Source organism: Kocuria flava, assembly GCF_001482365.1.
Lineage (GTDB): Bacteria > Actinomycetota > Actinomycetes > Actinomycetales > Micrococcaceae > Kocuria > Kocuria flava.
In genome coordinates, this window is sequence record NZ_CP013255.1 from 19,969 (window position 1) to 44,428 (window position 24,460).

24 protein-coding genes and 1 pseudogene are annotated in these 24,460 nt (G+C 67.6%); 10 read left to right on the forward strand and 15 right to left on the reverse strand.

Annotated elements, in window-relative coordinates:
* Positions 1-95: 95 nt before the first annotated feature.
* Together AS188_RS15760 and AS188_RS15765 are read left to right on the forward strand one after the other, a co-directional pair.
* Positions 96-1,214, forward strand: a complete 1,119-nt coding sequence (locus AS188_RS15760) for an alcohol dehydrogenase catalytic domain-containing protein (RefSeq protein WP_058860015.1) — start codon at positions 96-98, stop codon at positions 1,212-1,214.
* A gap of 95 nt (positions 1,215-1,309) precedes the next feature.
* Entirely contained in the window at positions 1,310-1,975 is a 666-nt protein-coding gene (locus tag AS188_RS15765; protein WP_058860016.1) for a TetR/AcrR family transcriptional regulator, read from the forward strand.
* Positions 1,976-2,054: 79 nt separating this feature from the next.
* Here AS188_RS15765 and AS188_RS16685 read toward each other — a convergent pair.
* Positions 2,055-2,153 (reverse strand): annotated as a pseudogene (locus AS188_RS16685) (Lsr2 family DNA-binding protein); the annotation flags it as partial.
* A gap of 111 nt (positions 2,154-2,264) precedes the next feature.
* Complete coding sequence (locus tag AS188_RS17155) at positions 2,265-2,549, reverse strand: hypothetical protein (RefSeq protein WP_169798028.1); 285 nt, start codon at positions 2,547-2,549, stop codon at positions 2,265-2,267.
* Between AS188_RS17155 and AS188_RS16690 the strand changes: the two genes are divergently transcribed.
* Both AS188_RS16690 and AS188_RS16695 read left to right on the forward strand, forming a co-directional pair.
* Positions 2,459-2,956: a transposase gene (locus AS188_RS16690; RefSeq protein ID WP_236945157.1), complete on the forward strand. Its 498-nt coding sequence runs from the start codon at positions 2,459-2,461 to the stop codon at positions 2,954-2,956. The genes AS188_RS17155 and AS188_RS16690 overlap by 91 nt on opposite strands.
* Positions 2,957-2,998: 42 nt before the next feature.
* Positions 2,999-3,946, forward strand: coding sequence for a LysR family transcriptional regulator (locus tag AS188_RS16695; protein ID WP_083529620.1), 948 nt, complete (start codon positions 2,999-3,001; stop codon positions 3,944-3,946).
* Positions 3,947-4,038: 92 nt separating this feature from the next.
* Here the strand turns inward: AS188_RS16695 and AS188_RS15775 are convergent, their stop codons facing one another.
* From AS188_RS15775 to AS188_RS15825, 11 genes are all read right to left on the reverse strand, one after another.
* Positions 4,039-4,896 (reverse strand): 3-hydroxyacyl-CoA dehydrogenase family protein, encoded by an 858-nt coding sequence (locus tag AS188_RS15775; protein ID WP_058860018.1) that lies wholly within the window; start codon positions 4,894-4,896, stop codon positions 4,039-4,041.
* Positions 4,896-6,095 (reverse strand): thiolase family protein, encoded by a 1,200-nt coding sequence (locus AS188_RS15780; protein WP_058860019.1) that lies wholly within the window; start codon positions 6,093-6,095, stop codon positions 4,896-4,898. Before AS188_RS15780 ends, AS188_RS15775 begins: the two co-directional genes overlap by 1 nt.
* 42 nt (positions 6,096-6,137) lie before the next feature.
* Positions 6,138-7,373, reverse strand: a complete 1,236-nt coding sequence (locus AS188_RS15785) for an acyl-CoA dehydrogenase family protein (RefSeq protein WP_058860020.1) — start codon at positions 7,371-7,373, stop codon at positions 6,138-6,140.
* Positions 7,374-7,422: 49 nt separating this feature from the next.
* Complete coding sequence (locus tag AS188_RS15790; RefSeq protein WP_058860021.1) at positions 7,423-8,826, reverse strand: MFS transporter; 1,404 nt, start codon at positions 8,824-8,826, stop codon at positions 7,423-7,425.
* Positions 8,823-9,278 (reverse strand): acyl-CoA thioesterase, encoded by a 456-nt coding sequence (locus AS188_RS15795; RefSeq protein WP_083529621.1) that lies wholly within the window; start codon positions 9,276-9,278, stop codon positions 8,823-8,825. The genes AS188_RS15790 and AS188_RS15795 overlap by 4 nt, the downstream gene beginning before the upstream one ends.
* Positions 9,275-10,489, reverse strand: a complete 1,215-nt coding sequence (locus AS188_RS15800; RefSeq protein ID WP_058860022.1) for a CaiB/BaiF CoA transferase family protein — start codon at positions 10,487-10,489, stop codon at positions 9,275-9,277. The genes AS188_RS15795 and AS188_RS15800 overlap by 4 nt, the downstream gene beginning before the upstream one ends.
* Before the next feature lie 45 nt (positions 10,490-10,534).
* Positions 10,535-11,416: a 3-hydroxyacyl-CoA dehydrogenase family protein gene (locus AS188_RS15805; RefSeq protein ID WP_058860023.1), complete on the reverse strand. Its 882-nt coding sequence runs from the start codon at positions 11,414-11,416 to the stop codon at positions 10,535-10,537.
* A gap of 77 nt (positions 11,417-11,493) precedes the next feature.
* Positions 11,494-12,288, reverse strand: a complete 795-nt coding sequence (locus tag AS188_RS15810) for an enoyl-CoA hydratase/isomerase family protein (protein ID WP_058860024.1) — start codon at positions 12,286-12,288, stop codon at positions 11,494-11,496.
* Positions 12,289-12,304: 16 nt separating this feature from the next.
* Positions 12,305-14,320, reverse strand: a complete 2,016-nt coding sequence (locus tag AS188_RS15815; RefSeq protein WP_236945159.1) for a TRAP transporter permease — start codon at positions 14,318-14,320, stop codon at positions 12,305-12,307.
* Positions 14,310-15,464 carry a TAXI family TRAP transporter solute-binding subunit gene (locus tag AS188_RS15820; RefSeq protein ID WP_083529622.1) on the reverse strand — a complete coding sequence of 385 codons (1,155 nt, stop codon included), beginning with the start codon at positions 15,462-15,464 and terminating at the stop codon, positions 14,310-14,312. The genes AS188_RS15815 and AS188_RS15820 overlap by 11 nt, the downstream gene beginning before the upstream one ends.
* A gap of 29 nt (positions 15,465-15,493) precedes the next feature.
* Positions 15,494-16,297 (reverse strand): enoyl-CoA hydratase/isomerase family protein, encoded by an 804-nt coding sequence (locus AS188_RS15825; protein WP_058860026.1) that lies wholly within the window; start codon positions 16,295-16,297, stop codon positions 15,494-15,496.
* 191 nt (positions 16,298-16,488) lie between these two features.
* Here AS188_RS15825 and AS188_RS15830 point away from each other — a divergent pair, with 191 nt between their 5' ends.
* The 3 genes from AS188_RS15830 to AS188_RS15840 all read left to right on the forward strand — a co-directional run bounded on the left by AS188_RS15830 (position 16,489) and on the right by AS188_RS15840 (position 20,136).
* Entirely contained in the window at positions 16,489-17,667 is a 1,179-nt protein-coding gene (locus AS188_RS15830) for an acyl-CoA dehydrogenase family protein (RefSeq protein ID WP_058860027.1), read from the forward strand.
* A gap of 390 nt (positions 17,668-18,057) precedes the next feature.
* Positions 18,058-19,305, forward strand: a complete 1,248-nt coding sequence (locus AS188_RS15835; RefSeq protein ID WP_058857610.1) for an IS256 family transposase — start codon at positions 18,058-18,060, stop codon at positions 19,303-19,305.
* A gap of 114 nt (positions 19,306-19,419) precedes the next feature.
* Positions 19,420-20,136 carry a toll/interleukin-1 receptor domain-containing protein gene (locus AS188_RS15840; protein WP_083529623.1) on the forward strand — a complete coding sequence of 239 codons (717 nt, stop codon included), beginning with the start codon at positions 19,420-19,422 and terminating at the stop codon, positions 20,134-20,136.
* Positions 20,137-20,550: 414 nt separating this feature from the next.
* Here AS188_RS15840 and AS188_RS15845 read toward each other — a convergent pair whose 3' ends face one another.
* Together AS188_RS15845 and AS188_RS17010 are read right to left on the reverse strand one after the other, a co-directional pair.
* Positions 20,551-21,219, reverse strand: a complete 669-nt coding sequence (locus AS188_RS15845; RefSeq protein WP_058860029.1) for a hypothetical protein — start codon at positions 21,217-21,219, stop codon at positions 20,551-20,553.
* The gene (locus AS188_RS17010) at positions 21,216-21,551 is read right to left on the reverse strand and encodes a hypothetical protein (RefSeq protein ID WP_147050733.1); all 336 of its coding nucleotides are present in this window, start codon (positions 21,549-21,551) and stop codon (positions 21,216-21,218) included. Before AS188_RS17010 ends, AS188_RS15845 begins: the two co-directional genes overlap by 4 nt.
* A gap of 214 nt (positions 21,552-21,765) precedes the next feature.
* Here AS188_RS17010 and mobC point away from each other — a divergent pair, with 214 nt between their 5' ends.
* From mobC to AS188_RS15865, 3 genes are read left to right on the forward strand one after another with little or no spacing between them, the layout of a single operon-like run.
* Complete coding sequence (mobC, locus tag AS188_RS15855) at positions 21,766-22,155, forward strand: plasmid mobilization relaxosome protein MobC (protein WP_058860031.1); 390 nt, start codon at positions 21,766-21,768, stop codon at positions 22,153-22,155.
* Positions 22,152-23,666, forward strand: a complete 1,515-nt coding sequence (locus AS188_RS15860; RefSeq protein WP_058860032.1) for a relaxase/mobilization nuclease domain-containing protein — start codon at positions 22,152-22,154, stop codon at positions 23,664-23,666. The genes mobC and AS188_RS15860 overlap by 4 nt, the downstream gene beginning before the upstream one ends.
* Positions 23,667-23,668: 2 nt before the next feature.
* Positions 23,669-24,439: a hypothetical protein gene (locus tag AS188_RS15865; RefSeq protein WP_058860033.1), complete on the forward strand. Its 771-nt coding sequence runs from the start codon at positions 23,669-23,671 to the stop codon at positions 24,437-24,439.
* Positions 24,440-24,460: the final 21 nt, after the last annotated feature.

Below are 24,460 nucleotides of genomic sequence, written 5' to 3' on the forward strand. Positions count from 1 at the left end.
ACCACCAGGTTGCTTTATTGAAAGTGCACTCCGTACGGATTACGCTCTCATAGAAGCACAGCGTGACCTGTGCCACAATCACCTGGAGGAAAATTATGAAGATTCGAGGGGCTGTTCTGGAGACCATCGGCGCGCCACGGCCGTACGCCCGCTCGCTTCCGATCTCGGTGAGTGAGCTGGAGCTCGACGACCCCGGACCCGGCGAGGTCCTAATCCGCGTGGAGGCGGCAGGGGTGTGCCACTCCGACCTGTCGGTGGTCAACGGCGACCGGGTCCGCCCCGTACCGATGCTGCTGGGCCACGAGGCGGCCGGCATCGTCGAGAAGGTGGGCGCCGACGTCCACGACATCACCCCCGGGCAGCGGGTGGTGACCGTCTTCCTGCCCCGGTGTGAGGACTGCGCCAACTGCCGCACGGGCGGGAAACTGCCCTGCAGCGTGGGCAGCGCATCCAACGGTGTCGGGCTGCTGCCGGGAGGCCACAGCCGAATCCGGCGCGGTGAGGAGATCAAGCACCATCTCGGAGTGTCCGGATTCGCCACCCACGCGGTCCTGAGCCGGCGGTCCGTGGTGCCTGTGGGCGAAGATGTTCCGCCGGCGGTCGCCGCGGTGCTCGGATGCGCGGTGCTGACCGGTGGAGGGGCGGTCCTCAATGCGGCCCGGCCCGTCGAGGGCCAGGACATCCTGGTGGTCGGTCTGGGAGGAGTCGGTATGGCTGCCCTGCTCACCGCGATGGCAGTCTCTTCCTCCTGGCCCACCCCCGGACGTGTCATCGGGGTCGACGCGAACCCGGGGAAGCTGAAGGCGGCCCGTCAGCTCGGGGTCCTGGAGACCTACACTCCCGAGGAGATCGAAGACCTCCAGATCAAGGCCCATGCGGTCGTGGAGGCCGCGGGGCACCCCCGTGCTTTCGAGACTGCGGTTCGCGCCACGGCCCCAGGTGGGATCACCGTGACCGTCGGGCTTCCGGCGCCCGGGGCCATGTCGGCGATCGAGCCGCTGGGGATGACCGCCGAAGCGCGCACTATCGTTGGGTCCTATCTTGGGTCCGCCATCCCTGCCCGCGACATTCCCGTGTACGCACAGATGTGGCGGGAAGGCAGGCTCCCCGTAGAAAAGCTGGCCTCATCCGTGATCCAGCTGGAACAGATCAACGAAGCGATGGATGAACTGGCAGATGGAAACGCGGTGCGACAGATCGTCACCTTCGGCTGAGCAGCCCTGGGACAGAGTGCACCCCTGAGCCGGACCTGCGGTTCCACGTCTGACCTCACGGCACGCATTCCCCAATGGATGGAGTAAGGATTCGAGTGAAAAACACGATGACCGTCCCGCCGCAAGGGCTGCGGGACAAGGCAAAGACAGAACGCCTGCGAAGAATCCGTGCGGCCGCCGAAGAGCTCTTCAGCGAACGCGGCTATGAGCACACCACGACCAAGGAAATAGCGGAGGCGGCAGAAGTCGGGGAAGCCACGCTCTTCCGGTACGTCACCAGCAAGCACGAGCTGCTGCTGTTGGTCCTGGGTGAACGCATGGACAAGGTGATCCAGGTCATCAAGAGCGAGGACCTCCGACGGGCCCCGACGTCCTGCGCGCCCGCTGACTACGTCGACCGCATTTATGCCATCTTCAAGGCGCGGGCCGAGTTCTACACGACGGATCCCGAGAACGTCCTGAAGTACCTGCAATACGGACTCACAGCAGGAAGCCAGCTGGGTGCTGAAAGCATCAGACAAGGCGATGAAATCATCGCGCTGACCAAGTCCGTCCTCGACCAAGCGCGCGAAGCCGGACTACTTCTTCCCTTCGTGGACACCTGGGCCGTGGCACAAAATTGCAACGGCATCTACATCCACGAAGTCCTACGAACTCCTGTGCGGAAATTTGGTCCCCATGCCATGTGGGATCGAATTCATGAGCGCGTTGCCGCGCAAATTGAACCCTTGTTCCCCGGGATCTATCCCCCAACATGCTGAAGGAGAGGGTCTGCCTGCCGCGACGAGCCGCTCCGCTCGTGCAGACGCCATCCCCTGAACGGAACACCCGCAAGGGAGCTCACAAGGTGGCGTAGTAGGCATTCTTGATGGATTGATGGATCCGCCCACGGTCGGAGACCTGCTGGCCGTTCCCCTTGGTCCAGGCACGGATTCTCGTAGTCTCCGGTGATGAAAAGGGGACGGCCCTGAGTTTACCGGCCTTTCACAGACGAGCATGGTTAGCGTGTTGACCGACAACTGACGCCGAGTCCATCAGGTGACCTTGCGATTAGGAGGCTGGTGGCCGGCAAGCTGCATCAACAACTGCAACCACCGTCTGTCTGATGCGCTTGGCGGCGGTCTCAGGATCGGGCTGACCGGCGTCGGGCCAGGCTGTGATGGCGGCGATGGTGATGGTGGGTGCCAGGTGCGCAGCCCACTGCATCCAGGACCGGTCCGGGACCATCGCAGCGATCTCTTGCCGTGCGGTGGCGACCATCTCGTCCCGGTACGCCTCATCGCCAAGCAGATCACCCGCCTGAACGTGAAGCTGGCGGCCGGGGACCCGCACCACGAGGTGACCCTGGCCTGGCACTGTTACCAGAAGCTGCGAGCCGTCTACCACGCCCGTTCCGAGCGGGGACGCCCGCTCGTCGCCGAGGTCCTCGCCGCATTCCACACCTCCCGATCCCAGAGACCGTAAGGCTCGGCAGGACCCTGCGCCGCTGGAGGGCCGCGATCCTGGCCTACTTCGACACCGCTGGCGCCTCGAACGGCCCCACGGAAGCAATCAACGGCGTCATCGAGACGATGTGCAGAGTCGCCCGCGGCTTCCGGAACTTCGACAACTACCGGCTACGCGTGCTGCTCACCTCCGGTGGCCACCGGCCGCGGCGGAAGGCGCCGACGCATGCTCATCCGCGAAGGGCCGTTTTATCTGACTTCTTCAGTAGTCCCTCATTGATGAACCCACCGCCATAAATTACTACGACACCTTTCCGGTGTGCGTAATAGTATGGCTGGATGGAGGTTCACAAAGCTAGTGCTTTTCTCACCGTCGCGGAGGAGTTGCACTTCGGTCGCGCCGCCAAGCGGTTGCATATGGCTCAGCCGCCGCTCAGCCGTCTCATCCGACAGTTGGAGGCGGAACTGGAAGCCACGCTGTTCGAGCGCAATACGCGCCATGTCGCGCTCACTCCCTCGGGTGAGGCCCTCCTGGAGCCTGCCCGTGAGTTGGTCATGCTCTCCCAACGGATGAAGGACGTGGTCCGCAGGTCCCAGGAAGGTGAGGTCGGGCAAGCTCGATTGGGTTTTGCCGGGGCATCTGTCAATCAGGCCGTCGGAGAGCTCGCACGCCAGATTCGTCAGCAGCGCCCCGGAATTTCCCTCGAACTCTATAGTTCTCAGTTCTCCCATGTAGGACTGGAACGCATTTTGGACGGTTCTCTTGACCTAGTGATCGGCCGGTGGGACTTCTTGCCAGCGGAGGTCGATTCTCACCTCGTGACGCACGAGGAGCTGTTGATTGCCTTGCCGGAGAACCACCGGTTGGCTGGACAAGGCGCCGTATCCGCAGAGGATCTGGCTGAGGAAGCATGGATCGTCTTGCCTGGTGGAGCCAGCGCCACACTGCCCAACCGACTCAACATGCTGGCGATGTGGTCAGGTTTCGTTCCACGGATCGTCCAGGTTGCCCCGGACGCCTGGACGCTTGTGGTTCTTGTGGGCGCGGAAATGGGCATTTCCCTTACTCTCTCCAGCGTCCGTGACAATGTCCCTTCTCGCGGAGTCGTCTACAGGCCTCTGGTACAGGAACAGAAGCCGGTAGAGGTACGCCTTATCTGGCGGCACGGCAATCTTAGTCCGGCGTTGCGGTCAGTTATAGAAATTTCGGAAACCGTATTCGCAGCTCCTGCTGGGACGACTGCGCGACCAGCTCACCCGCACCCTCCCAACGCCGCCGAAAGGTAATCGAGGGACACGACGGCGCCGGGCCGGACCGCCTTCCATGCGAAGGTTCGGGCCCGGCACCGTCGTGGGCCGGTAGGGCTTATCGGTCGGTGTCAGCGGTTGTAGTGGAAGAAGCCCCGGCCGGTCTTGCGGCCCAGCTCGCCGCGGGCGACCATGTCCCGCATCAGCTGCGGGGGCGCGAAGCGCTCGCCCAGCTCGGACTCGAGGTACTCGGCGATGCCCAGGCGCACGTCCAGGCCCACGATGTCCGTGAGCGCCAGCGGACCCACCGGGAACCGGTAGCCCAGCACCATGGCGTTGTCGATGTCCTCGGGGGAGGCCACGCCCTCCTCGACCATGCGGATGGCCTCGAGCGCGATCGCCACGCCCAGCCGGGAGGAGGCGAAGCCGGGGGCGTCGTTGACCACCACCGGGGTCTTCCCGAGGCCCTCGACCCACTGCACGGACAGCGCCCGCAGCTCCTCGCCGGTGTGCTTCGAGAGCACCACCTCCACGAGCTTCGACGCCGGCACCGGGTTGAAGAAGTGCAGACCGCAGAACCGCTCGGGGCGGGCCAGCTGCCCGGCCAGCCCGTCCACCGACAGCGAGGACGTGTTCGTGGCCAGCCACGCGCTCTCGGCCAGGTGCCGCTCGACCTGCTGCAGCGCCGAGACCTTCAGGTCCCAGGACTCCGGCACGGCCTCGACAACGAGCTCGCACCCGGCGAAGTCCGCGTGGTCCACGGACAGGCTCAGCTTCTGCGACCACTCGTCGAGGTTGCCGTCCACGGCCCCGCGCTCCAGGGACCTGCTCAGGTCCCGCTCGATCCGTTCCTGCGCGGCCTCGGCGGCCTGGCCGTCGCGCTCCACGACGGTCACCTGCGCCCCGGCGAGCAGGAAGGCGTGGGCGATGCCCGCGCCCATGCGGCCTCCGCCCAGGACGCCGACGGCGGCGGGGACTGTGGCGGGCATCAGATTTTCTCCACGAGCATCGCGGTGCCCTGGCCCACGCCCACGCACATGGTCGCGAGGCCGCGCTCCGCGCCCTCGCGCTCCATCCGGCCCAGCAGGGTCACGACCAGCCGGGAGCCGGAGGAGCCCAGGGCGTGGCCCAGGGCGATGGCCCCGCCGTCGTTGTTCACGATCCCCTCGTCGAGGCCCAGGCGGCGGATGCAGGCCAGGGACTGGCTGGCGAAGGCCTCGTTGAGCTCGACCGCGCCGAGGTCGCCGATGCCCCACCCGGTGCGCTCGAGGACCTTCTGCGTGGCGGGGACGGGGCCGAGGCCCATGATCTCCGGGGCCACCCCGGCCGAGGCGCCGTCGACGATCCGGGCCCGAGCCGTCAGTCCGTACTTCTCCGCGGCCCGCTCCGAGACCACGAGGATCGCCGAGGCCCCGTCGTTGAGGGAGGAGGAGTTGCCGGCGGTGACGACCGAACCGTGCGTCACCACGGGGCGCAGCTTGGCCAGCACGTCCATGGTGGTGCCCGGACGGGGTCCCTCGTCGGTGTCCACGACGGTCTCGGCGCCCTTGCGGCCCTTGACGGTGACGGGCACGATCTCGTCGGCGAAGCGCCCGGCGTCGATCGCAGCGATCGCCTTCTCGTGGGAGGCCACGGCGAAGGCGTCGGCGTCCTCGCGGGTGATGCCGTCCACGGCGGCGACCTCCTCGGCCGTCTCGGGCATCGAGTAGGTCATCTTGTCGTGCTTCTTGAACTCGGGGTTCGTGAAGCGCCAGCCGATCGAGGTGTCGAAGACCTCCCCGGGCTTGGCGAACGCGGTGGCCGGCTTCTCCATGACCCACGGGGCGCGGGACATGGACTCCACGCCGCCGGCGACGACGACGTCCGCGGCCCCGGCCTTGATCATGTGCGAGGCCATGATGATCGCCGACAGGCTCGAGGCGCACAGCCGGTTGACCGTGATGCCGGGGACGGTGTCGGGGAAGCCGGCCAGCAGCCAGGCCATGCGGGCCACGTTGCGGTTCTCCTCGCCGGCGCCGTTGGCGTTGCCCAGGATCACCTCGTCGACGTCGTGCGGGTCGATCCCGGCGTCGGTGACCGCGTGCTTGACCACCAGGGCCGCGAGGTCGTCCGGGCGCACGCTCGAGAGCGCGCCGCCGTACCGGCCCACCGGCGTGCGCGCGCCCCCGACCAAAAATGCTTCCGTCATTGTCTGTTCCAATCTTTTATCTCATTAGGTTGTTGTAGATGCTCAGTTGAAGGCCGAGATCCCGGTGATGTCCCGGCCCACGAGCAGGGCCTGGATGAAGTCGGTGCCCTCGTAGGTGGAGACGACCTCCATGTCCGTCATGTGCCGGATGATGTGGTTCTCCAGCAGCAGCCCGTTGCCTGCCAGGAGGTCGCGGGCCTCGTTGCAGATCCACTTCCCCTTCTGCGCGGTGGCCATCTTCACCATCGAGGCCTGCGCGTTGGACAGCTGCCCCCGGTCGGCGAGCTCGGCCATCCGGTCGCACAGCAGCTGCATGGCGGTGAGCTCGCTGAGCATGTTCGCCAGCCGGGACTGCACGAGCTGGTAGCTGCCGATCGCGTGGCCGAACTGCTTCCGGCGGGAGGCGTAGTCGGCGGCGATCTCGAACGCGGCCATCGCGTGGCCCACGGCCTCCCACGCGGCCCCGCCCCGGGTGGCCTGCAGCACGCGGGAGACGTCCTTGAAGGACCGGCAGTGCTCCAGCCGGTTGGCCGCGGGCACCCGCAGGCCCTCCAGCACGATGTCGGCCTGCTGGATCGCCCGCTTGCCGACCTTGCCGGTGATGACCTCGGGCCGGTAGCCGGCCGGGTGCTCGCCGGCGTCGGTCTTCTCGACGACGAAGGCGTTGACCTTCCCGTCCTCGGTGTTGCGCGCGAACAGCACGACGACGTCGGCCGCGTGCCCGTTGCCGATCCAGCGCTTGTGCCCGTCGATCACCCAGCAGTCCCCGTCCCGGCGGGCGGTGGTCTCCAGGGCCACCGAGTCGGAGCCGTGCTCGGGCTCGGTGAGGGCGAACGCCCCGGTCTTCTCCAGCCGGGCCATGGCCGGCAGCCAGCGGTCCTTCTGCTCCTCGGACCCGAGCATGTTCAGCGCGCCCATGCACAGGTTGCCGTGCACGCCCAGGAACGTGTTGATGCTGCCGTCCACCCGCGCCATCTCGCGGGCGACCATCCCGGCGGCCTTCCGGCTCATCCCCGGGCAGCCGTGGCCCTGGATGGTGGTGCCGATGATGCCCAGCTCGGCCAGGCCGGGCAGCAGCTCCCAGGGGAACTCGGCGCGCTCCCAGTAGTCGTTGATCAGGGGCAGCACCTGCTGCTCGGCGAAGGCGCGCACGCGGTCGCGCACGGCGATCTCCTCGGGGCTGAGGTCGTCGTCGAGCCGGAAGTAGTCGGAGGTCGCGGCGCCGGCGGGAACGGCCTCCGGGGACGCGGTCGAGGGAGCGCTGGAGGTGGTGGTCATGGTTAGTCCTTTCGTCGGCGGGTCGCAGGACCCGCGGTGGAGACAATGGTTAGGGATGTCGGGGCTTGCCCCGGTTGGCCCTCAATGCGGTGAACATGGCCAGACCTGTCAGCGAAACTGCGGGGAAAATCAGCAAGGATGCGTTGGTCGCGTATGCCAGGGAGACCCCGGAGTAGCCGAGTGCCATGGCGAGGAAGCGGAGCATGTTATGGATGCCAATCGCGGTTCCCGCGCGCCCGGCTGGGGAGAGGACGAGCTCCGTGGCCGCCGCGCTCTGGGTGAAGGCGATGCCGGTCCCGGCGAGCAGGAGCCCTAAGATCACCAGGGACACGATCACCCAGCGAGCCACGCCGAGATCGGACGAGACCAAGGCCAGTGTGATCACCGGGGCGGCGACTACGAGTATCAGGACGCCGCTGCTCAGTTGTGTACTGGTGCCACGCTGGCGGCCTAATCGCCCGGCTACAGGTCCTGCCACGATCATGGCCAGCGCCAGGGTGAAGACCACAACTCCGATCTGTGCCGGCCCTAGATCCAGTTTCGAGGCCAGGAACAACGGCACGGCCACGATGGAGACCGCCATCGAACCCATAGCCAGCCCGGCACCGGCCGCGGCAGTCAGGTATCCCGGGTCGCGCAGAAGAGCGGGATCCAGCAATGGGCCCGGCGTTCCAGCGTGCTCGGCGGCGAATCTCGCGCGCCGTCGGCAGAGATGACCGAACATGGTCCAGCTGCCAATCGCGCAAATCGTCAGCAATGTCACGCCCACCCAGGGCCCACCCTGTCCGGCCAGCAGTATGGCGGTCGCTGTCGATCCGCCCCCGGCGACGAGCCAGAACATCGCAGAAGCGTGCGTGGGCGGGCGCCGCCGGGCCACGGTCGGCATGGAGACCGCGAGCAACACCATCATGACGAGCACCAGTGTCGCGTGCGTGATGAAGACATACCGCCAGCCGAGGACCTCGGTGACAACCCCGCCGAAGGGCGGACCGACTGCCTGGCCCAAGCCGATGGCCGAGGCCCAGGCGCCCATGGTCTGCGCGGTCCGTTCCGGCCACAGACTCATCAGGGCGGCCTGCACACACGGAGGAATCGCGCTGCATGCGGCGCCCTGAACTGCACGGGCGGCGATCAGCGTCTCCATCCCGGGAGCCAGAGCCGCCGCTATTTCGGCCAACACCATAATCCCGAGGGCTGAAACGAGGAAAATCTTGGTCCCGAAGCGGTCGCCTGACCACCCGGCTAACGGCACAACCGTAGCCATGGCGATCGTGAAGGCGCTCACGGCCATAACCGACTGCTGGGATGTCATGCCCAGTTCCGTCTGGATCACATACAGCGGCGCATTGATCACGTTCGCCGACAGGGTACCCAGCGCGGTCGTCCCGAGCAGCGCCGGATATGCGATCCGCCCTCCACTGTTGCCGGAGCGCCCCAGCGATGCGGCACTCATGCACGGTTGTCCCTGACAGCTGCCGGCTCCGAGGCAACGATTTCGTCCGTAACGACGATGTCCTCCAGCGCCGCCCGCACGGTGTCTGGTAAGGGGACAGACCGGCCCGTGGCCGGGTCCATCTGCACGAGCACCGTCCGGGCTCGCGCCGCCACCTGACCGTACTGCAGAAGCTCGTAGGCCACTGTGTAAGACGACCGACCCAACCGGGACACCCAGACGCGGGCCGTGAGCTCGGGCCCATGGTCAATGGGCCGCAGATAGTCCAGGTTGAGTGACACCACCACGCGCGGTCTAATTGGGTCAGGAATGCCGTCCGCGCCCATCCAATGGGCGATCGCAGCCAGCCGCGCCTCCTCGATCAGCGTGACGACTCGGGCGTTGTTGACGTGGCGGTTGATGTCCTGGTCAGACCACCGGACGGGTAGGACCGTGGTGAACACTGAACTCATGACGCCTGCCGGGCGGCGGGCTGGGCGTTGCGCAACCAGGTCAAGATCGTGTCCCGGTCGCCGTCGAGCCGCGGCGGGGCCTGCGTGTAGTCGACCGGGGTGCGGCTGAACTCCACCGGGTGGCGGACCGTGGGGATCTCGCGGTCCCCCGACCCGGCGAGGACCACCGGGTCCAGGCCGAGCCCCTCGGCGAACCGGACGCCCTCGTCCACCCCGAGGATCGGGGCGCAGGGCACCTGCACGGCCTTGAGCCGCTCGAACCAGTCCTCGGCGTCCCGGGCGGCGAGCCGCTCGATCATCAGCCGGCGCAGCTCCACCCGGTTCGCGTTGCGCGCGGACACCGTGCGGAACCGCTCGTCCTCGGCCAGCTCCGGGGCCCCGAGGCACCGGCAGAGCCGGGCGAACTGCCCGTTGTTGCCCACGGCGATGACGATGTCCTTGTCCCGGGCGGGGAACGGCTCGTAGGGGTAGAGGCTGGGGTGCTCGTTGCCCATCCGGGTGGGCACGCTGCCGCCGGCCACGTAGGCGGCGGACTGGTTGACCAGCCCGGACAGGGCCGAGGTGAGCAGGTTCAGCTCCACGTGCTGGCCCGCCCCGGAGGCCTGGCGCTCGTGGAAGGCGCCGAGGATGCCGGTGGCCGCGTGCAGGCCCGTGATGACGTCGAAGAGGGCCACCCCGGCCCGGTACGGCTCGCCGTCCTGGCTGCCGGTGAGGCTCATCATCCCGGAGAGGGCTTGGGCCAGCAGGTCGTAGCCGGGCAGGTCGGCGCCGCCGGCGGTGCCGAAGCCGGTGATCGAGGCGTAGACGAGGTCCGGGCGCCACGCGCTGACGCTCTCGTAGTCGAGGCCGTAGCGGGCCAGTCCGCCGGGCTTGAAGTTCTCCACGAGGATGTCCGCCCGGGCGATGATCTGCTCCACGACCTCCAGCTGCTCGGGGTCGGCGAAGTCCAGGGCGATCGAGTGCTTGTTCCGGTTGACCGAGAGGAAGAAGGTGCTCTCGCCGTCCCGGTGGGGCGGAACCCACGCGCGGGCGTCGTCCCCGGCGGTGGACTCCACCTTGATCACGGTGGCGCCCATGTCCGCCAGGAGCATGGTGCAGTAGGGCCCGGCGAGCACGCGGCTGAGGTCCGCGACCACCACCCCGGCGAGCGGGCCGGTGCCGGGGCGGCCGAAGATCTCCTGCAGGACGCGCAGGTCCTCGAACTGGCTCATGTCGTCTCTCCTCGTGGTTCGGTGGGTGCGGCGCGCGGGTGGCGCTCAGCCGGCGTACTCGTACCAGCCGCGGCCGGTCTTGCGGCCGTAGCGGCCCTGCTCGTAGAGCTTCTGCACGGAGGGGTGCGGCAGGTCCGCGGGGTCCCCGCTCTGCTCGTGCTCGGACAGCCGGATCAGGTAGGACACGTCGATGCCCACCAGGTCCATGAGCTCGAAGGGGCCCATCGGGTGGCCCAGGGCCGTTCGGGCGGCCACGTCGATGTCCTGGAAGCTGGCCACGCCGTCGGCCTCCAGGCGCAGCGCCTCGTCCCGCAGGGCCCCGAGGAGGCGGTTGGCCACGAAGCCGGGCACCTCCCGGTTCAGCCGCACCGGCTGCTTGCCGAGCCGGCGGGCCAGCTCGAGGGTGGTCTCCACGGTCGCGTCCGAGGTCTGCGGGTTGCGCACCACCTCGACGCAGGCCATGACCAGCGCCGGGTTGAAGAAGTGCATGTTGCACACGCGGTCCCCGCGCCCGGTGGCGTCCGTCAGCAGGGAGGAGGGGATGGTGGAGGAGTTGGTCGCCAGGATCGCGTGCTCGGGGGCGGCCTCGTCCAGGTCGGCGAACAGCTGCCGCTTGATGTCCAGCCGCTCCACGGCGGCCTCGAGCACGAAGTCGGCGGTGCGGGCGGCCTCCAGCGAGTCGGTGGTGTACGCCATCCGGGCCAGGGCGGCGTCGACCTCCTCCCGGCTGCGGGCGCCCTTCTCGGCGAGCCGGCCGAGGCGGCGGTGCACCTCGTCGCGGGACCGGTCGAGGGCGGCGGGGTCGAGGTCGCTGATGGTGACGGGATAGCCGGCCAGGGCGAAGACCGCCCCGATCTGGGTGCCCATGGCCCCAGATCCCACGACGAGGACGGTCCGGACGGCGTCGATGCTCGGCTGGGGATTCATGTTCGCTCCTTCGCAAGGCTGCGAAGCCTCGGTTTGGGGGATGTCTCGGTCATGTTCGTGTTCCGGATGTCTGGGGATCAGCCGTCGTCGCGGAAGCGGGCGGGTCGTTTCTCGAGGAAAGCACTGGCACCTTCGGCCTTCTCATCGGCGGCGTAGAGCAGCGACTGGGCCAGCCGCTCGAGCAGCAGCCCGGTGCGCTGGTCTGTCTCGGCTCCGTTGCGCACCACGAGCTTGGCCAGGCGCACGGCTAGCGGGCCTTTGGCAAGGATGGTTCGTGCGGTCGCGTGTGCGGTATCCATCAGCTCCTCGGCCGGGACCACGCTGGTCACCAGCCCGATGCGTAGGGCCTCTTCGGCGTCGATGATCCGGCCGGTGAGGATCATCTCCTGGGCTCGGCCCAGGCCGACGAGCCGGGACAACCGTTGGGTGCCGCCGGCTCCGGGGAGGATGCCGAGGTTGGTCTCGGGCAGGCCGAAGCGGGCGTTGGCGGCGGCAATGCGGATGTCGCAGGACATCGCCAGCTCATTGCCTCCGCCCAGCGCGAAGCCGTTGACTGCGGCGATCGTGGGCAGCTCGAGGTCCTGGATCCGGTCGTAGAGGCGCTGCATCCGGGCCCGCAGCCCGTCCTGCAACGTGTAGCCGATCAGCTGGGAGATGTCTGCACCGGCCACGAAGGCCTTCTCTCCCGCGCCCGTGAACACGACGGCGTCGACGTCCTCTCGCCGCTCGAACGCGTCGAGGGCTGCTTCGATCCCATCCAGCACCCCGAAGTTCAGGGCGTTGCGGACTTCGGGCCTGTTCACCGTGACGACGGCGATCCGGTCTCGGACTGTGGTGGTGACCGTCGTCGCGCTGTCCGTGGTGTCCTTCATGGCTGGTCCTTTCCGATCAGACGGTGGTGGTGACGGGTGCGTCGGCCCGATCGGCGGAAGTGCCGTCGTCGCCCTTGGGCCCTGCTTTCACCGTGAGGAAGGTGAGCAGCACGCTCCCGGCCACAAGGACCAGGCCGGCGATCGCGCTGAGCGGGGCGGGCAGGAACAGCAGGAACCCGCCGAGGGCCGCCGCGGCCCGGGACATGGCGGGCATCCGGCGGTCGAAGCCGACCGTCCAGCCCTCGATGGCCGACGCCAGGGCATAGACCCCCACGATGCTCAGCACGAAGGCCAGCAGGATCCGCCCGGGCGAGTCCTGAGCGACCAATGCGGGGTTGAGAGCGAAGCCGAACGGCACGATGTACTTCACCGCGCCCAGCTTCATGGCCGCCACGCTGGTGGCCATGGCGGGGGCCTTGGCTAGGCCCGCCGCGGCGAACGCGGCCAGACCCACGGGCGGGGTGATGTAGGAGACGGACGCCCAGTAGATGACGAACAGGTGCGCCGCGAGCGGGTTGACCCCCAGGTCGATGACCGCCGGGACCATGACAATCGCCAGGAACACGTAGGCGGCGGAGATGGTCATGCCCATGCCGAGGATGAAGCAGGTGACGGCGCCGGCGATGAGGATGAGGACCACGTTGTCGCCGACCAGCGAGACCAGCTCGCGGGCCAGGGACAGGCTCACGCCGGTGGCGGTCAGGCCGCCGACGATCAGGCCCACGCCGGCGATGATTCCGATGATGTTGCTCAGTGTCCGGCCGGAGTCCACGAGGAAGTCGGTGAACTCTCGCAGGCCGAATTTCTGGCCTGGGCGCAGGACGGCCACGATCAGCAGCACGAGGATCACCCAATAGGGCACCTGCGTCTCGGAGTTCGTGAGGAACAGCAGACCGGTGAGCAGCGCCAGAGCCAGGACATAGGGCCAGCCCTGCACCAGGGTGGCGAGCATCCGGGGCAGCTGGGCGACGGGTACTCCCTTCAGTCCCTTGCGAGCGGCGTAGCCATCCACCTGCAGGTAGATGCCGAGGAAGTAGAGAACCGCGGGGATGGTCGCGGCCACCAGGATCTCCGTGTAGGGCACTCCCACGAAGGAGACCATGAGGAACGCCGCGGTGCCCATGATCGGCGGGGTGATGGACCCTCCGGAGGAGGCCGTGGCCTCGATGCCGCCCGCGTAGGTGGGGCTGAACCCGGAGCGCTTCATGGCTGGAATGGTCATGGGCCCGGTGGTCAGCACGTTGGAGACCGCGCTGCCGCTCATCATGCCCATCGCGGCGCTGCTGGCCACGGAGACCTTTGCCGCGCCGCCGCGGTAGCGGCCGAAGATCGACATGGAGAGGCTGTGGAAGAAGTCCGCGCCGCCGGTGTGCTGGAGGGCCACCCCGAAGACCAGGAAGCCGATGAGGATGGTGGCCGCGGTCTGGATGGGCAGGCCCAGCACGCCCTCGGCGCCCATGATGTGCACCTGCGCCAGAGTCGGGAGGTCGTATGTGACGCCCTGCAGGACACCGATCGGCAGGTTCTCGGCGACTAGCGGGTACAGGGAGAACAGCAACGCGATGATCGTCACCGTCAGCCCGCCGGTGCGGCGCAGGGCCTCGAGGACCACGAGCCACAGCACGAACGCGGCGATCGTGGCGCTGGTGGGCGCCATGAACTCCCAGCCGTAGTTTTTGATCCGGGTGCCGTTGACCGCGAAGTACACGCACACCGCTGCGGAGACGACCATGAGCAGGACGTCGAACCACTGGACCCGGCGCTCCCGACCCGGACCAGCGGCGGTGCTGCCGGCCCGGTCATCCTGCTGGGCCTCCACCTGTTGGGCGAGCGGGATCTTACGCAGGGGGTTGACAATGAACACGACCGGCAGGAAGGCCGCCAGGATCAAGTAGAGGTAGGAGTTGGTGAGCAGGGACAATCCGCCCACGTTCCAGAAGAAGACCTGGTTCATGGCCAGCAGCACGCCCAGCACGGTCAGCACGATCACGGCGGCTCGCCACGGGGCCGTCACCCGGGTGTCAGTTCTCATCGTCGGTTCCCTCGTCCTCCAGCTCGGTCTTCTTCCAGTCCGCCCAGTTCTGCGCGAGCGTCTCCGCCGAGGAGGACTCGACGACGCCGGGCCATCCCTCCCGCATCCGCTCGCCACGCTCGATGAGCTCCTGGTTCTTCCGCTCGAGCTCCTCGGTCCACACGCCACGCTCCTCGAAGTAGCGGACGGTGCCCTCGTGGAACGGGACCACCAACGGTTCCTTCAGCACGGCGTCGAAGGAAAACTGTTTCGTGTCCGGGGTGGTGCCCTCGTAGTGCTCGTAGTTCTCCACGATTGCCTTTACAAGGTGGTAGACCTCATCGGCGTCGCGGGAGGCCGTCGTAGTGATGGGAATGGTGTACTCGAGGACGCGGGCGCTCTCGCCCTTCTCCATCCCGGCGCCATTCGTGATTTCACCCACCGTGACCATCGGCATGAGTTCCTCCCAGGTCTCGTAGCGAGCAGGATCCGGGTCGTCGAAGCTCAACCACTTCACATCAATCTTCGAGGCAAGCTCGTCGATGTTGGACCCGGCAACGTTGTGGTAGAGAGCGTCGATCTGACCCGCCTCGAGACCGGCGATCTGCTCGCCATAGGAGATGGGGACCTTCTGCACATCGTCCCCGGTCAGGCCGCCGTAGTTGAGGAAGCCCTCCATCTTGTTGTTGATCGAGGTGTTGGCGGTCAGCTCCGGGAACCGCTTGCCCTCGAGGTCCGCGAAGGAGTCGATGCCGCTGTCCTCGCGCACCAGCAGGCCGTAGTTGCCCAGCGGGGCCCACACCATGCGAATGTCCTGGGGCCCCCACTCCTCGCTGGCGTACTCGTAGTCGCCCTCGAAGGCGTAGTAGTACTCGTCCCCGGCCCGGGCATAGTCCACAGTGCCGTTCACGAGCGGTGCCAGTCGACCGATGCCGGTGTCGGCGGTCATCAGGCGCACCTGCACGCCCTCCTCGTTGGTGAGCGTGTTCGCGATCGCGGCGAGATCGTTGTACGTGCCGGTGCCCACGTTGTAGGTGGACCACACCAGCTGCTGCGGCAAGCCGTTGGCGCCCACCGGCTCGCTCCCCTCGACGCTCGCGCAGCCGGTCACTCCCAGCAGGGCGACGGCGCCCAGGGCGGCGAACCGTGACTTCGTTGTCCTCATGATGACCTTTCGACGTGCGGTGGAGGTGCTCAGCACCCGGAGAAGGAAGGGACTCGCCTGTCAAAAAAAGACTGCTTGCCCTCCAGGAAATCGGACGTGCCGAAGAGCGCGGGCTGGTGCTCCCGCTCGAAAGCCAGAGCGTCCTCGAGGGAGCCGGAGGCCTCGCGGATCCCCCGCTTCACGGCGGCGACGGCGAGCGGGGCCCGCCCGGCGAGCTCCCCGGCGCGGGCTACCGCGGCGTCAAGCACCTCCCGGTCCGGCACCACGTGGTCGGCCAGCCCCGTCTCCAGGGCGGTGGCGGCGTCCACCGGGGCGGCCTCCAGCAGGATCCGCCGGGCGCGGGCCGCGCCCGTCCGCTGGGTCAGCGAATGCACCAGTCCCCCGTCCGGGGCCAGGCCCAGGCGGGTGAACGGGAACAGGAACCGGGCGCTCTCACCGGCCACCACCACGTCGCAGCAGCACACCAAGCCGACTGCCACCCCGGCGGCGGGCCCGGTCACCGCGGCCACGACCGGCTTCTCCAGCGACGCGAGCTCCAGCACGAGCCCGGCCACCTCGGCCATCCGGGCGGCGGACTCGGCGGGACCGGCGGGCGGCATGGAGGCGAGGTCACCGCCGCCGCTGAAGCAGCCCCCCGCACCGGTGAGCACCACGGCGCCCACCGCGGGGTCCACCGCGAGCTCCGCCAGGACGGCGCGCAGCCGGGTGCGCAGCTCGGCGCCGAGCACGTTGCGGCGTCGTTCGTCGTCGAGCGTCACCACGGCCACGGCACCGGTGCGCTCGATGCGCACCCGGGGCGGGACGTCGACGGCGCGGGGGGACGATCGGGTCACAGAAGTCCTCCGAGGGGTGGATGGATGTCGTGCAGATCACATTCCCACGACCCACTGTGAAACCTCAAATACCTAATATGCAGTTCAGTAATACCCAATATGGAAATATCGGGACGTGGGTGTTGCTCCGGTCACACCTGCGCCATCCTCGACAGAGGCACCCGCCGCACACCCGCACCCCAGGAGGACCCATGACCGCCGCCGCGACCGATCTGCTCAACGTCGACGCGGACCTCGGCCCCGAGGAGCTCGAGACCCGCGACGGCGTCCGCGAGTTCGTGGACCGCCGGATCCGCCCGAACATCGCCGGGTGGTACGCCGACGCCGTCTTCCCGCAGGAGATCGTGCCCGAGATGGCGCAGCTGGGCCTGCTGGGCATGCACATCCAGGGCTACGGGTGCGCGGGGAAGTCCGCGGTGCAGTACGGCATCGCGATGCAGGAGCTCGAGGCCGGGGACTCCGGGCTGCGCACGTTCGTCTCCGTGCAGGGCTCGCTCGCGATGTCCGCGATCGCCAAGCACGGCTCCGAGGAGCAGAAGCAGCGCTGGCTGCCGGGCATGGCCGCCGGCGAGATCATCGGCTGCTTCGGGCTCACCGAGCCCACCGCCGGCTCCGACCCCTCCACGATGGCGACCACCGCGGTGCGCGAGGGCGACGAGTGGGTGCTCAACGGCGCCAAGCGCTGGATCGGCCTGGCCTCCATCGCCCACGTGGCCGTGATCTGGGCCAAGGCCGTGGACGAGAGCGGAAAGGCGCGGGTCCGGGGCTTCCTGGTGCCCACCGGCACCCCCGGGTTCACGGCCGTCCCCATCGAGCCGAAGCTGTCGATGCGCGCCTCCGTCCAGTGCGACATCACCCTCGAGGACGTGCGGCTCCCGGCCGACGCGCTCCTGCCGGAGAACCCCGGGCTGCGGGGCCCGTTCTCCTGTCTCAACGAGGCCCGCTACGGCATCGTGTGGGGCGCCCTGGGCGCCGCGCGCGACAGCTTCGAGGCCGCCCTCGCCTACGCGCAGCAGCGCATCCAGTTCGACAAGCCCCTGGCGGCCTACCAGCTGTCCCAGCAGAAGCTGGTGAACATGGCCCTGGAGATCCAGAAGGGACAGCTGCTGGCCCTCCGCATCGGGCGGCTCAAGGACGAGGACCGGCTGGAGAACCACATGATCTCCGCGGGCAAGCTCAACAACTGCCGGGTGGCGATCGAGGTGTGCCGGGAGGCCCGGACGATGCTGGGCGGCAACGGGGTCACCCTCGACCACTCCCCGCTGCGGCACGCCAACAACCTGGAGTCCGTGCGCACCTACGAGGGCACCGACGAGGTGCACACGCTGATCCTGGGCCAGCACCTGACCGGGCACGCGGCCTTCCGCTGAGCACGACACGGACGTTGCATTAGGAGTGCTCCGGGTTCTTGGGAGCTGACGTCGCCCCAGGCCTTCGCCTCCAGGTGGTCGGGCAGGTGCCGGTTGGCATGTGCATTAGAGAGCGCAGAAATAGCTCGATGCGATCCGCTTTACATATGGCCGGTTAGCGGCGGACCGTCCCGCGGCAGAGGCTGCCTTGTAGGCCGAGGAAGTTCGTAGCCCTACGACGTATCGAGACCAATTCTCTCGCCTTCGCACGTCTACTCCCGATGCTCGAGAGTTGAGCCCCCGATAGTGGTGTAGCGCGGTGGCCCTGCTCGTCGTCCCGGACGAGAGCGCGGCCACCGTGAGATCTTTCGAGTTCACCTCTCACAGCACCCTCGAAAGGACATCATCACGATGACCGCTCCTCATATTGTCGACCCTGCCGGCCTGCTCGGCGAAGCCCTGACCGAAGCCTCCCCGGACTTGATGCGGACCCTGCTGCAGACAGTGATCAACGCGCTGCTCTCCGCCGACGCGGACGCGGTGGTCGGCGCCGAGTGGGGCAGACCCGCTCCCGAGCGGGTGACCCAGCGCAACGGGTACCGGCACCGCGACCTCGACACCCGGATGGGTACGATCGACGTGGCCGTCCCGAAGCTGCGCGCTGGCACCTACTTCCCGGAATGGCTGCTCGAGCGCCGCAAGCGGGCCGAATCCGCCCTGATCACCGTGGTCGCCGACTGCTACCTCGCCGGGGTCTCGACCCGCCGGATGGACAAGCTGGTGAAGACCCTGGGCATCAACTCCCTGTCGAAGTCCCAGGTCTCCCGAATGGCCACCGACCTCGACGAGCACGTGGAGTCCTTCCGCCACCGGCCCCTGGGCGAGGCCGGGCCGTTCACCTTCGTGGCCGCCGACGCACTGACCATGAAGGTCCGCGAGGGCGGGCGGGTGGTCAACGCGGTCGTGCTGCTGGCCACCGGGGTCAACGGCGACGGCCACCGGGAGGTCCTCGGGATGCGGGTGGCCACGGCCGAGACCGGGGCGGCCTGGAACGAGTTCTTCGCCGACCTCGTCGCCCGGGGACTGGGCGGGGTCCGGCTGGTCACCTCTGATGCCCATGCCGGGCTCAAGGACGCGATCGCCGCGAACCTGCCCGGTGCCGCCTGGCAACGGTGCCGCACCCACTACGCGGCCAATCTCATGTCGATCTGCCCGAAGAGCATGTGGCCGGCCGTCAAAGCCATGCTGCACAGCGTCTACGACCAGCCCGACGCCACCGCCGTGAACGCCCAGTTCGACCGCCTCATCGACTACGTCACCGAGAAGCTCCCGGCGGTGGCCGAGCACCTGGCCAATGCCCGGGAGGACATCCTCGCCTTCACGAGCTTCCCCAAGGACGTCTGGGCGCAGATCTGGTCCAACAACCCTGCCGAGAGGTTGAACAAGGAGATCCGGCGCCGCACCGACGCGGTCGGGATCTTCCCCAACCGCGCAGCCATCGTCCGCCTCGTCGGCGCGGTGCTGGCCGAGCAGACCGACGAATGGGCCGAGGGCCGCCGCTACCTCGGCCTGGAGGTCCTCACCCGCTGCCGGCTCACCACCGTCGCCGACACCGGAAGCGAGGTGAGCCCCGACCCCCTGACCGCCCTCACCGCCTGATCCCCGCACGAAGGATCGCTACACCACTCCCGGGGGCTTGACCTGCTCGAGCGCGTCGTTGCTTAAGCACGCGTCGGTCCGAAGACTGTCGGCGGGCTCACATAACCTCGGAACATGCCCCAATGCACAGCTCCTGTACAAGGTCACCGCACCTCGAGTGCTGCCGCCAACTGCCCTGCGTGCGGCGGCCGGTCCTCGTACCGGTCCTACCCCTCCTACAGTCCGCCCCCGCGGTACTCGACTGGCGGGGGAGGTTCGTACGGCGCCGGGTCGGCCAGGGGTGGGGCGTCGGGTGGCGGCAGGTCGCGTCGCCTGCGCGGAGGGGGGTATGTGTCGTACAACTCCACCGAGTGGCGCACGATTGAGCCCCTCGCCCGAAACGCCGAGGCGCAGGCGCGAAGCCACCCCGAGCGTCGCGATCTCTTCCTCTGCCACGCTTGGGACGACCGGAACGGCGCAGCGAGAGAGTTGTGCGACCTGCTGATCTCCTTCGGTGCGTCGGTTTGGTTCAGCGAGAACGAGGTTAGCCTCGGAAAGTCGCTCTTGCGCGAGATTGACCGTGGCTTGGCGACCTCCCGGATTGGCATCGTGCTCGTGACGCCGGCGTTGCTCAAGGCCTTGGAAGCTCAAGGGGTCGCCGACAAGGAACTCTCCGTTTTGCTCGCAACCGACCGGGTGATCCCCGTCGCCCACGGAACGACCTTTGACGCGCTCCGGGACGTGAGTCCTCTGCTTGCTGCGCGGTCTGGTTTGACCACCGGCGACGACCTTTCGATGGAGGAAGTCGCCACGAAGGTCGCTGCCGCGGCGGCGGCTGAGGGTAATGGCTGACAGGAGCGACGACGCCCCATCTAACACTCATCCGGCGCCCCGCAGCGTCGTGTTATGGGTGTACAGCCCGCATCGATTGGCGCGCTCAGGCGGGCCTGACCATCTTTGGTGAACATGGAGGACCATCACAGTCCCGAACGACGAACGGTGCCCGCTCCCCGATGGGGGGAGCGGGCACCGTTTCTATGAGGTGACCACAGGTTCGGGAAGCCGTCCACAGCCGGCGGTTATGGAAGTGGAACGCTCGTGCGTGAGGTGACCTGCCGGTTGTGGGCGGGTGGTCGGCTGGGGCCCCCGTGTCCACATGGGTGCGGGAAAAGCCGCGGAGCGATAGAGCTTTTGCCGTGCCCATGTGGGCACGGGGCCAGCGCCCGGTCGCGGCAGACATGGTAGGTCCTGTGGCGAAGCAATCCGTCAGAGAATCACGAGAGTCTGAGGTGGAGCCCCAGTGGTGTCCCACTGTTGAGTCAAAGATGGGATGTGGTTCTTGGTCGCTCGCACAATCCGCTGGGCCTCACCGCGTAGATCGGGTATATGAACCACGTCGTCCCAGATGACGAAGTTGGCCTCGTCCGCGATGTAACAGCGAACTTCGACGTATGGACGCTTGTCCGGTCCCCATGCTCCTCTGGATTTCACCACGGAGTCGAAGACGGCCGGCAAGCGTTCATCTGCTGGGCGGCTCAACGAGTCGTACACCATGCGGTCGATACGTTCGTCGAAATGCTCGAGCGAGTTCCGCGCATCGACACTCTCAATCGTTGGGAACTCATGCTCCCCAACGAACCCCTTCAGCCATTCGATGCGCGCATTGCCAAGCTCGTATAGGTCCTCGGGCTTCTTCCTCCTAGCGTTGCTGCCGAACAGAAGGTTGCGAATACTCGCCGCGGCAGAGATGGCCTGGTCGACACGTTCCTGTAGCTCACGAAGTTCAGGATGGTTGGGCCTGAGGCCGGCGCGTAGATGCTCGCCTAGTTCTAAGGTGCGGTCGCATGCGGTTAGGCACGTGCGTGCTTGCCGATGGAGCTCGATGAAGTACATCCGCTCTATGCCGAGTTGCTGAGCCTCTTCCCAAGTGCTCATGAGTCGCCTTCAGGCACATTAACGTCTCCGCTCGCTTGGTTAGAAGGAGAGGAGTCAGCCGTCTGCTTCGTCGCCCTGCGACGGCGTTGTACACGCTGAATCTTGTCGGGGGCCGTGAGTCCGATCTTGCGGAGTTCATCGGCGCTCCAGCCGCCGTTGTTGACGGCGGCCTGGAACGCCTGGGCGTCGTTCTTCTCGGCTTCTTTGAGGGCCTCGCGGGCGTCGTCGAGGGCGCCGCGGGCGGTGATGGCACGGCGGACGTAGTCCATCCGGTCGTTGAGCAGCCGCTGCGCGGCTTCTTCTGCCTGCTGGGGGTCAGTGAGCTTCGCCATGCCTTCACCTTAACGGACGCACACTGTGCGTTCCAGAGTCCACGGGCGCTCCGCTACCGCTTCACACCCGTGCTGCCCCGGCGGAGCAAAGCTATCTTTTATGTGCCATAAAAGGGCACCGCTGCTGGCCTCGCGGCCTTTGCGGTGGCACACTGGTCGTGTGGGGCCCACCAGAGTGGGGGCGCTGCGCTGGGCCGAGACGAGAGGAGGTGCTGTGGTGGAGCAGGAGAATTCGCGTCGGGTGTGGACGTCGAGGCGCAAGCGGATTGAGGGCAAGACCCAGTACGTCCGGGTGTCCATGTCGGAGTCGGAGCGTGCTCAGTTGATGGTGCTGGAGCAGCAGACCGGGCTCTCGCCCTCGGCGCTGATGGTCGAGGCGGTGTTCGGCTCGGCGGATCCGGTGGCGGTGCAGTTGCGGCGGAATCAGCTGGCCGAGCTGATCCAGATGCGGCACCTGATGGCCACGATCGCGAACAACGTGAACCAGATCGCCCGGCACGCCAACAGCACCGGGGAGGTGCTGCCCGAGACGGTGGAGACCTTGCAGGAAGCTCGCCGTTTTGGGGCGGACGTGTTGGCCAAGATCGAAGAGTTGATCCCGTGATTCCGAACATCACCAAGGGGGACAAGCCGGTCGGGTTGATGAAGTACCTCGTGGGTCCGGGCCGGGCCAACGAGCACACCGATCCGCACCTGATTAACGGCTCCCCGCTCATCATGGCGTGGTACGACGATGTGCAGCTCAACGAGGAAGCCGCGGTGTCCATTGCCCGCGAGGTCGACCTGAACCGGCGGTCCTTTGGGGTGGACGCTGACGCCAAGCACATTTGGCACTGCTCGTTGTCGATCCCGTACCAGGACCGGGAGGTCACTGATCAGGAATGGTCGGACATTGCCCAGCGGTTCATGGACGAGATGGACTTCACCGACGCCGGGGCTAAGGCCCCGTGCCAGTGGGTAGCGGTGCATCATGGGCGCTCCACCAAGGGCAACGACCACATCCACATCGTGGCCTCCACCATTCGTGGGGACGGCACCAAGTGGAACTGGGGTAACGACTTCTCCCGGGCGCAGAAAGCTGCGCGTGGGATCGAAAAGGACTTCAATCTCATCCAGCTCGGCAACCACTCCGAACGCTGGCTGCAGCAAGGCGAGGTGCGACGGGACAGCACCCGGGAGCCGGCCCGGTTCGCGCTGGAGCGCACCGTGCGGGCGTGCGCGGTGGCTGCTGACACCGAGGCGCAGTTCGTGCGGCAGATGCGCCGGGCAAACATGCTCGTGCACCCGCGCTACGCCGCCAGCACCGACTCGGTGGTGACCGGATACTCCGTGGCGGAGCGTCCGCCGAAGGGGATGCGGCCGCTGTGGTTCGGGGGCGGCAAGCTCGCCCAGGACCTCACGCTCCCGTCCCTGCGAACCCGCTGGCCCGACACCCCCGAGTCCGCCCAAGAGGCGTCGGAGGAGTGGATGGCGGCCAAGCGGCACCGCCGCATCGTTCACCCCGACGCCCCCGGTGCGGCCCTGGACGAGGTGACCGCCCGACGGTTGGCGGATGAACTGAAAGAGGTTCGCCGGCGCCTGGTCAAGCTCGCACCGGACGATCACCAGTCCTGGGCGCACGCGGCCCGGGAAGCCTCCGGGGTGTTCGCGGCGTGGTCGCACGCGACCGAGGACGGGCAAGGACCCTTGGGGCGCACTGCGAGGACGCTGGCACGCTCGGCGCACCGGTCGGGGCTGAAGATCACCACCCCGTTGGAAGCCCCACTGCGTACCAGTGGCACCACGGCGTTCCTGCTGGCGGTCACGAAAGCGCCCTCCCCGATGGCCCAGGCATTGATCATGAACCAGATGCTGCGGATGACCCGGGCGTTCCAGGACATGCATCAGGCCAACAAAGAACTGCGCGAGACTCAGTTGATCGTGGACACCTTCCGGCAGCACCTCTCGGTGGTGGCGGAGCCGCTACCGGAAGTCGAGCCTTTTTCTCCTAAGCGCAGTGCCGCCCACGCCGGACCCGCCCGTGCCCGTGGTGCGCTGCGGGAGACCCAGGGGCCCACGGTTGAGCACCCTTACGTGGATCACACCCCCCGCACGGACTACGGAATGGAGCTGTAGAGATGAGCACACAACCCGATGGCGTGAACGATTTGATCGGCCGTGACCTTCAGGCAGCGATGGCCGTCGCCGGGCGCTGGGGTGAGATGATGGCCCGTCAGCGCGCCGAGCAAGTGCGTCAACGCCTGATGGAGCAGCAGCAGCGGCGACGGGAGCTGGAAGACCGGTTCGAAGCCGAACGAGCAGTGATGCGCACCGAGCTCGCCCCGGTGGAGCAGGACCGTTTCTGGGAGTCCGCCAAGCCGGAAGACATCGCTGCCCGCTACGGGCTGGCCCGGCAGTGGGAGCAGCACGACGAGGTCGCCCGCACCGCGCGAGGACGGATCGAGTCGGAGGTGAAGGACCGCTACGGGCTGGCCGTGGAGGACTACCTGGAAGAGCGCGTCCCGCAGCAACAGCGCACTGAGACAGTCGAGCAGGGGACTGCGGCCCGCGAAGCCGTGGACGCCCAACGTGACCACGCTGAGGCCGCCCTCAACGCCGCAGAGGCCAGCCGGGGGGATCTGCAAAACGACGCCGACACCCGTCACTCGGCTGCCGAAGCCGAGGAACTTTGGGACTCCGGAGACCGGCGGGCGAACCTGGCCAAAAAGCTCATGGCGGCCTTTGGTGGCACCGAGGAGGGCCGCGATGGGGTACGGGCACGTCTGGCCGCCGACCGGGACCAGGGCACGCCTCCCATCGAGGCTGTGCGCTCCACCAAGCGTGGCCCCAAGGCCCGCAAGAACACCGGGCGCCCAGCAGGACGAGAAAGAGGCTTGGAACTGGGCTGATGCCATGAGGGCAACAGCGAG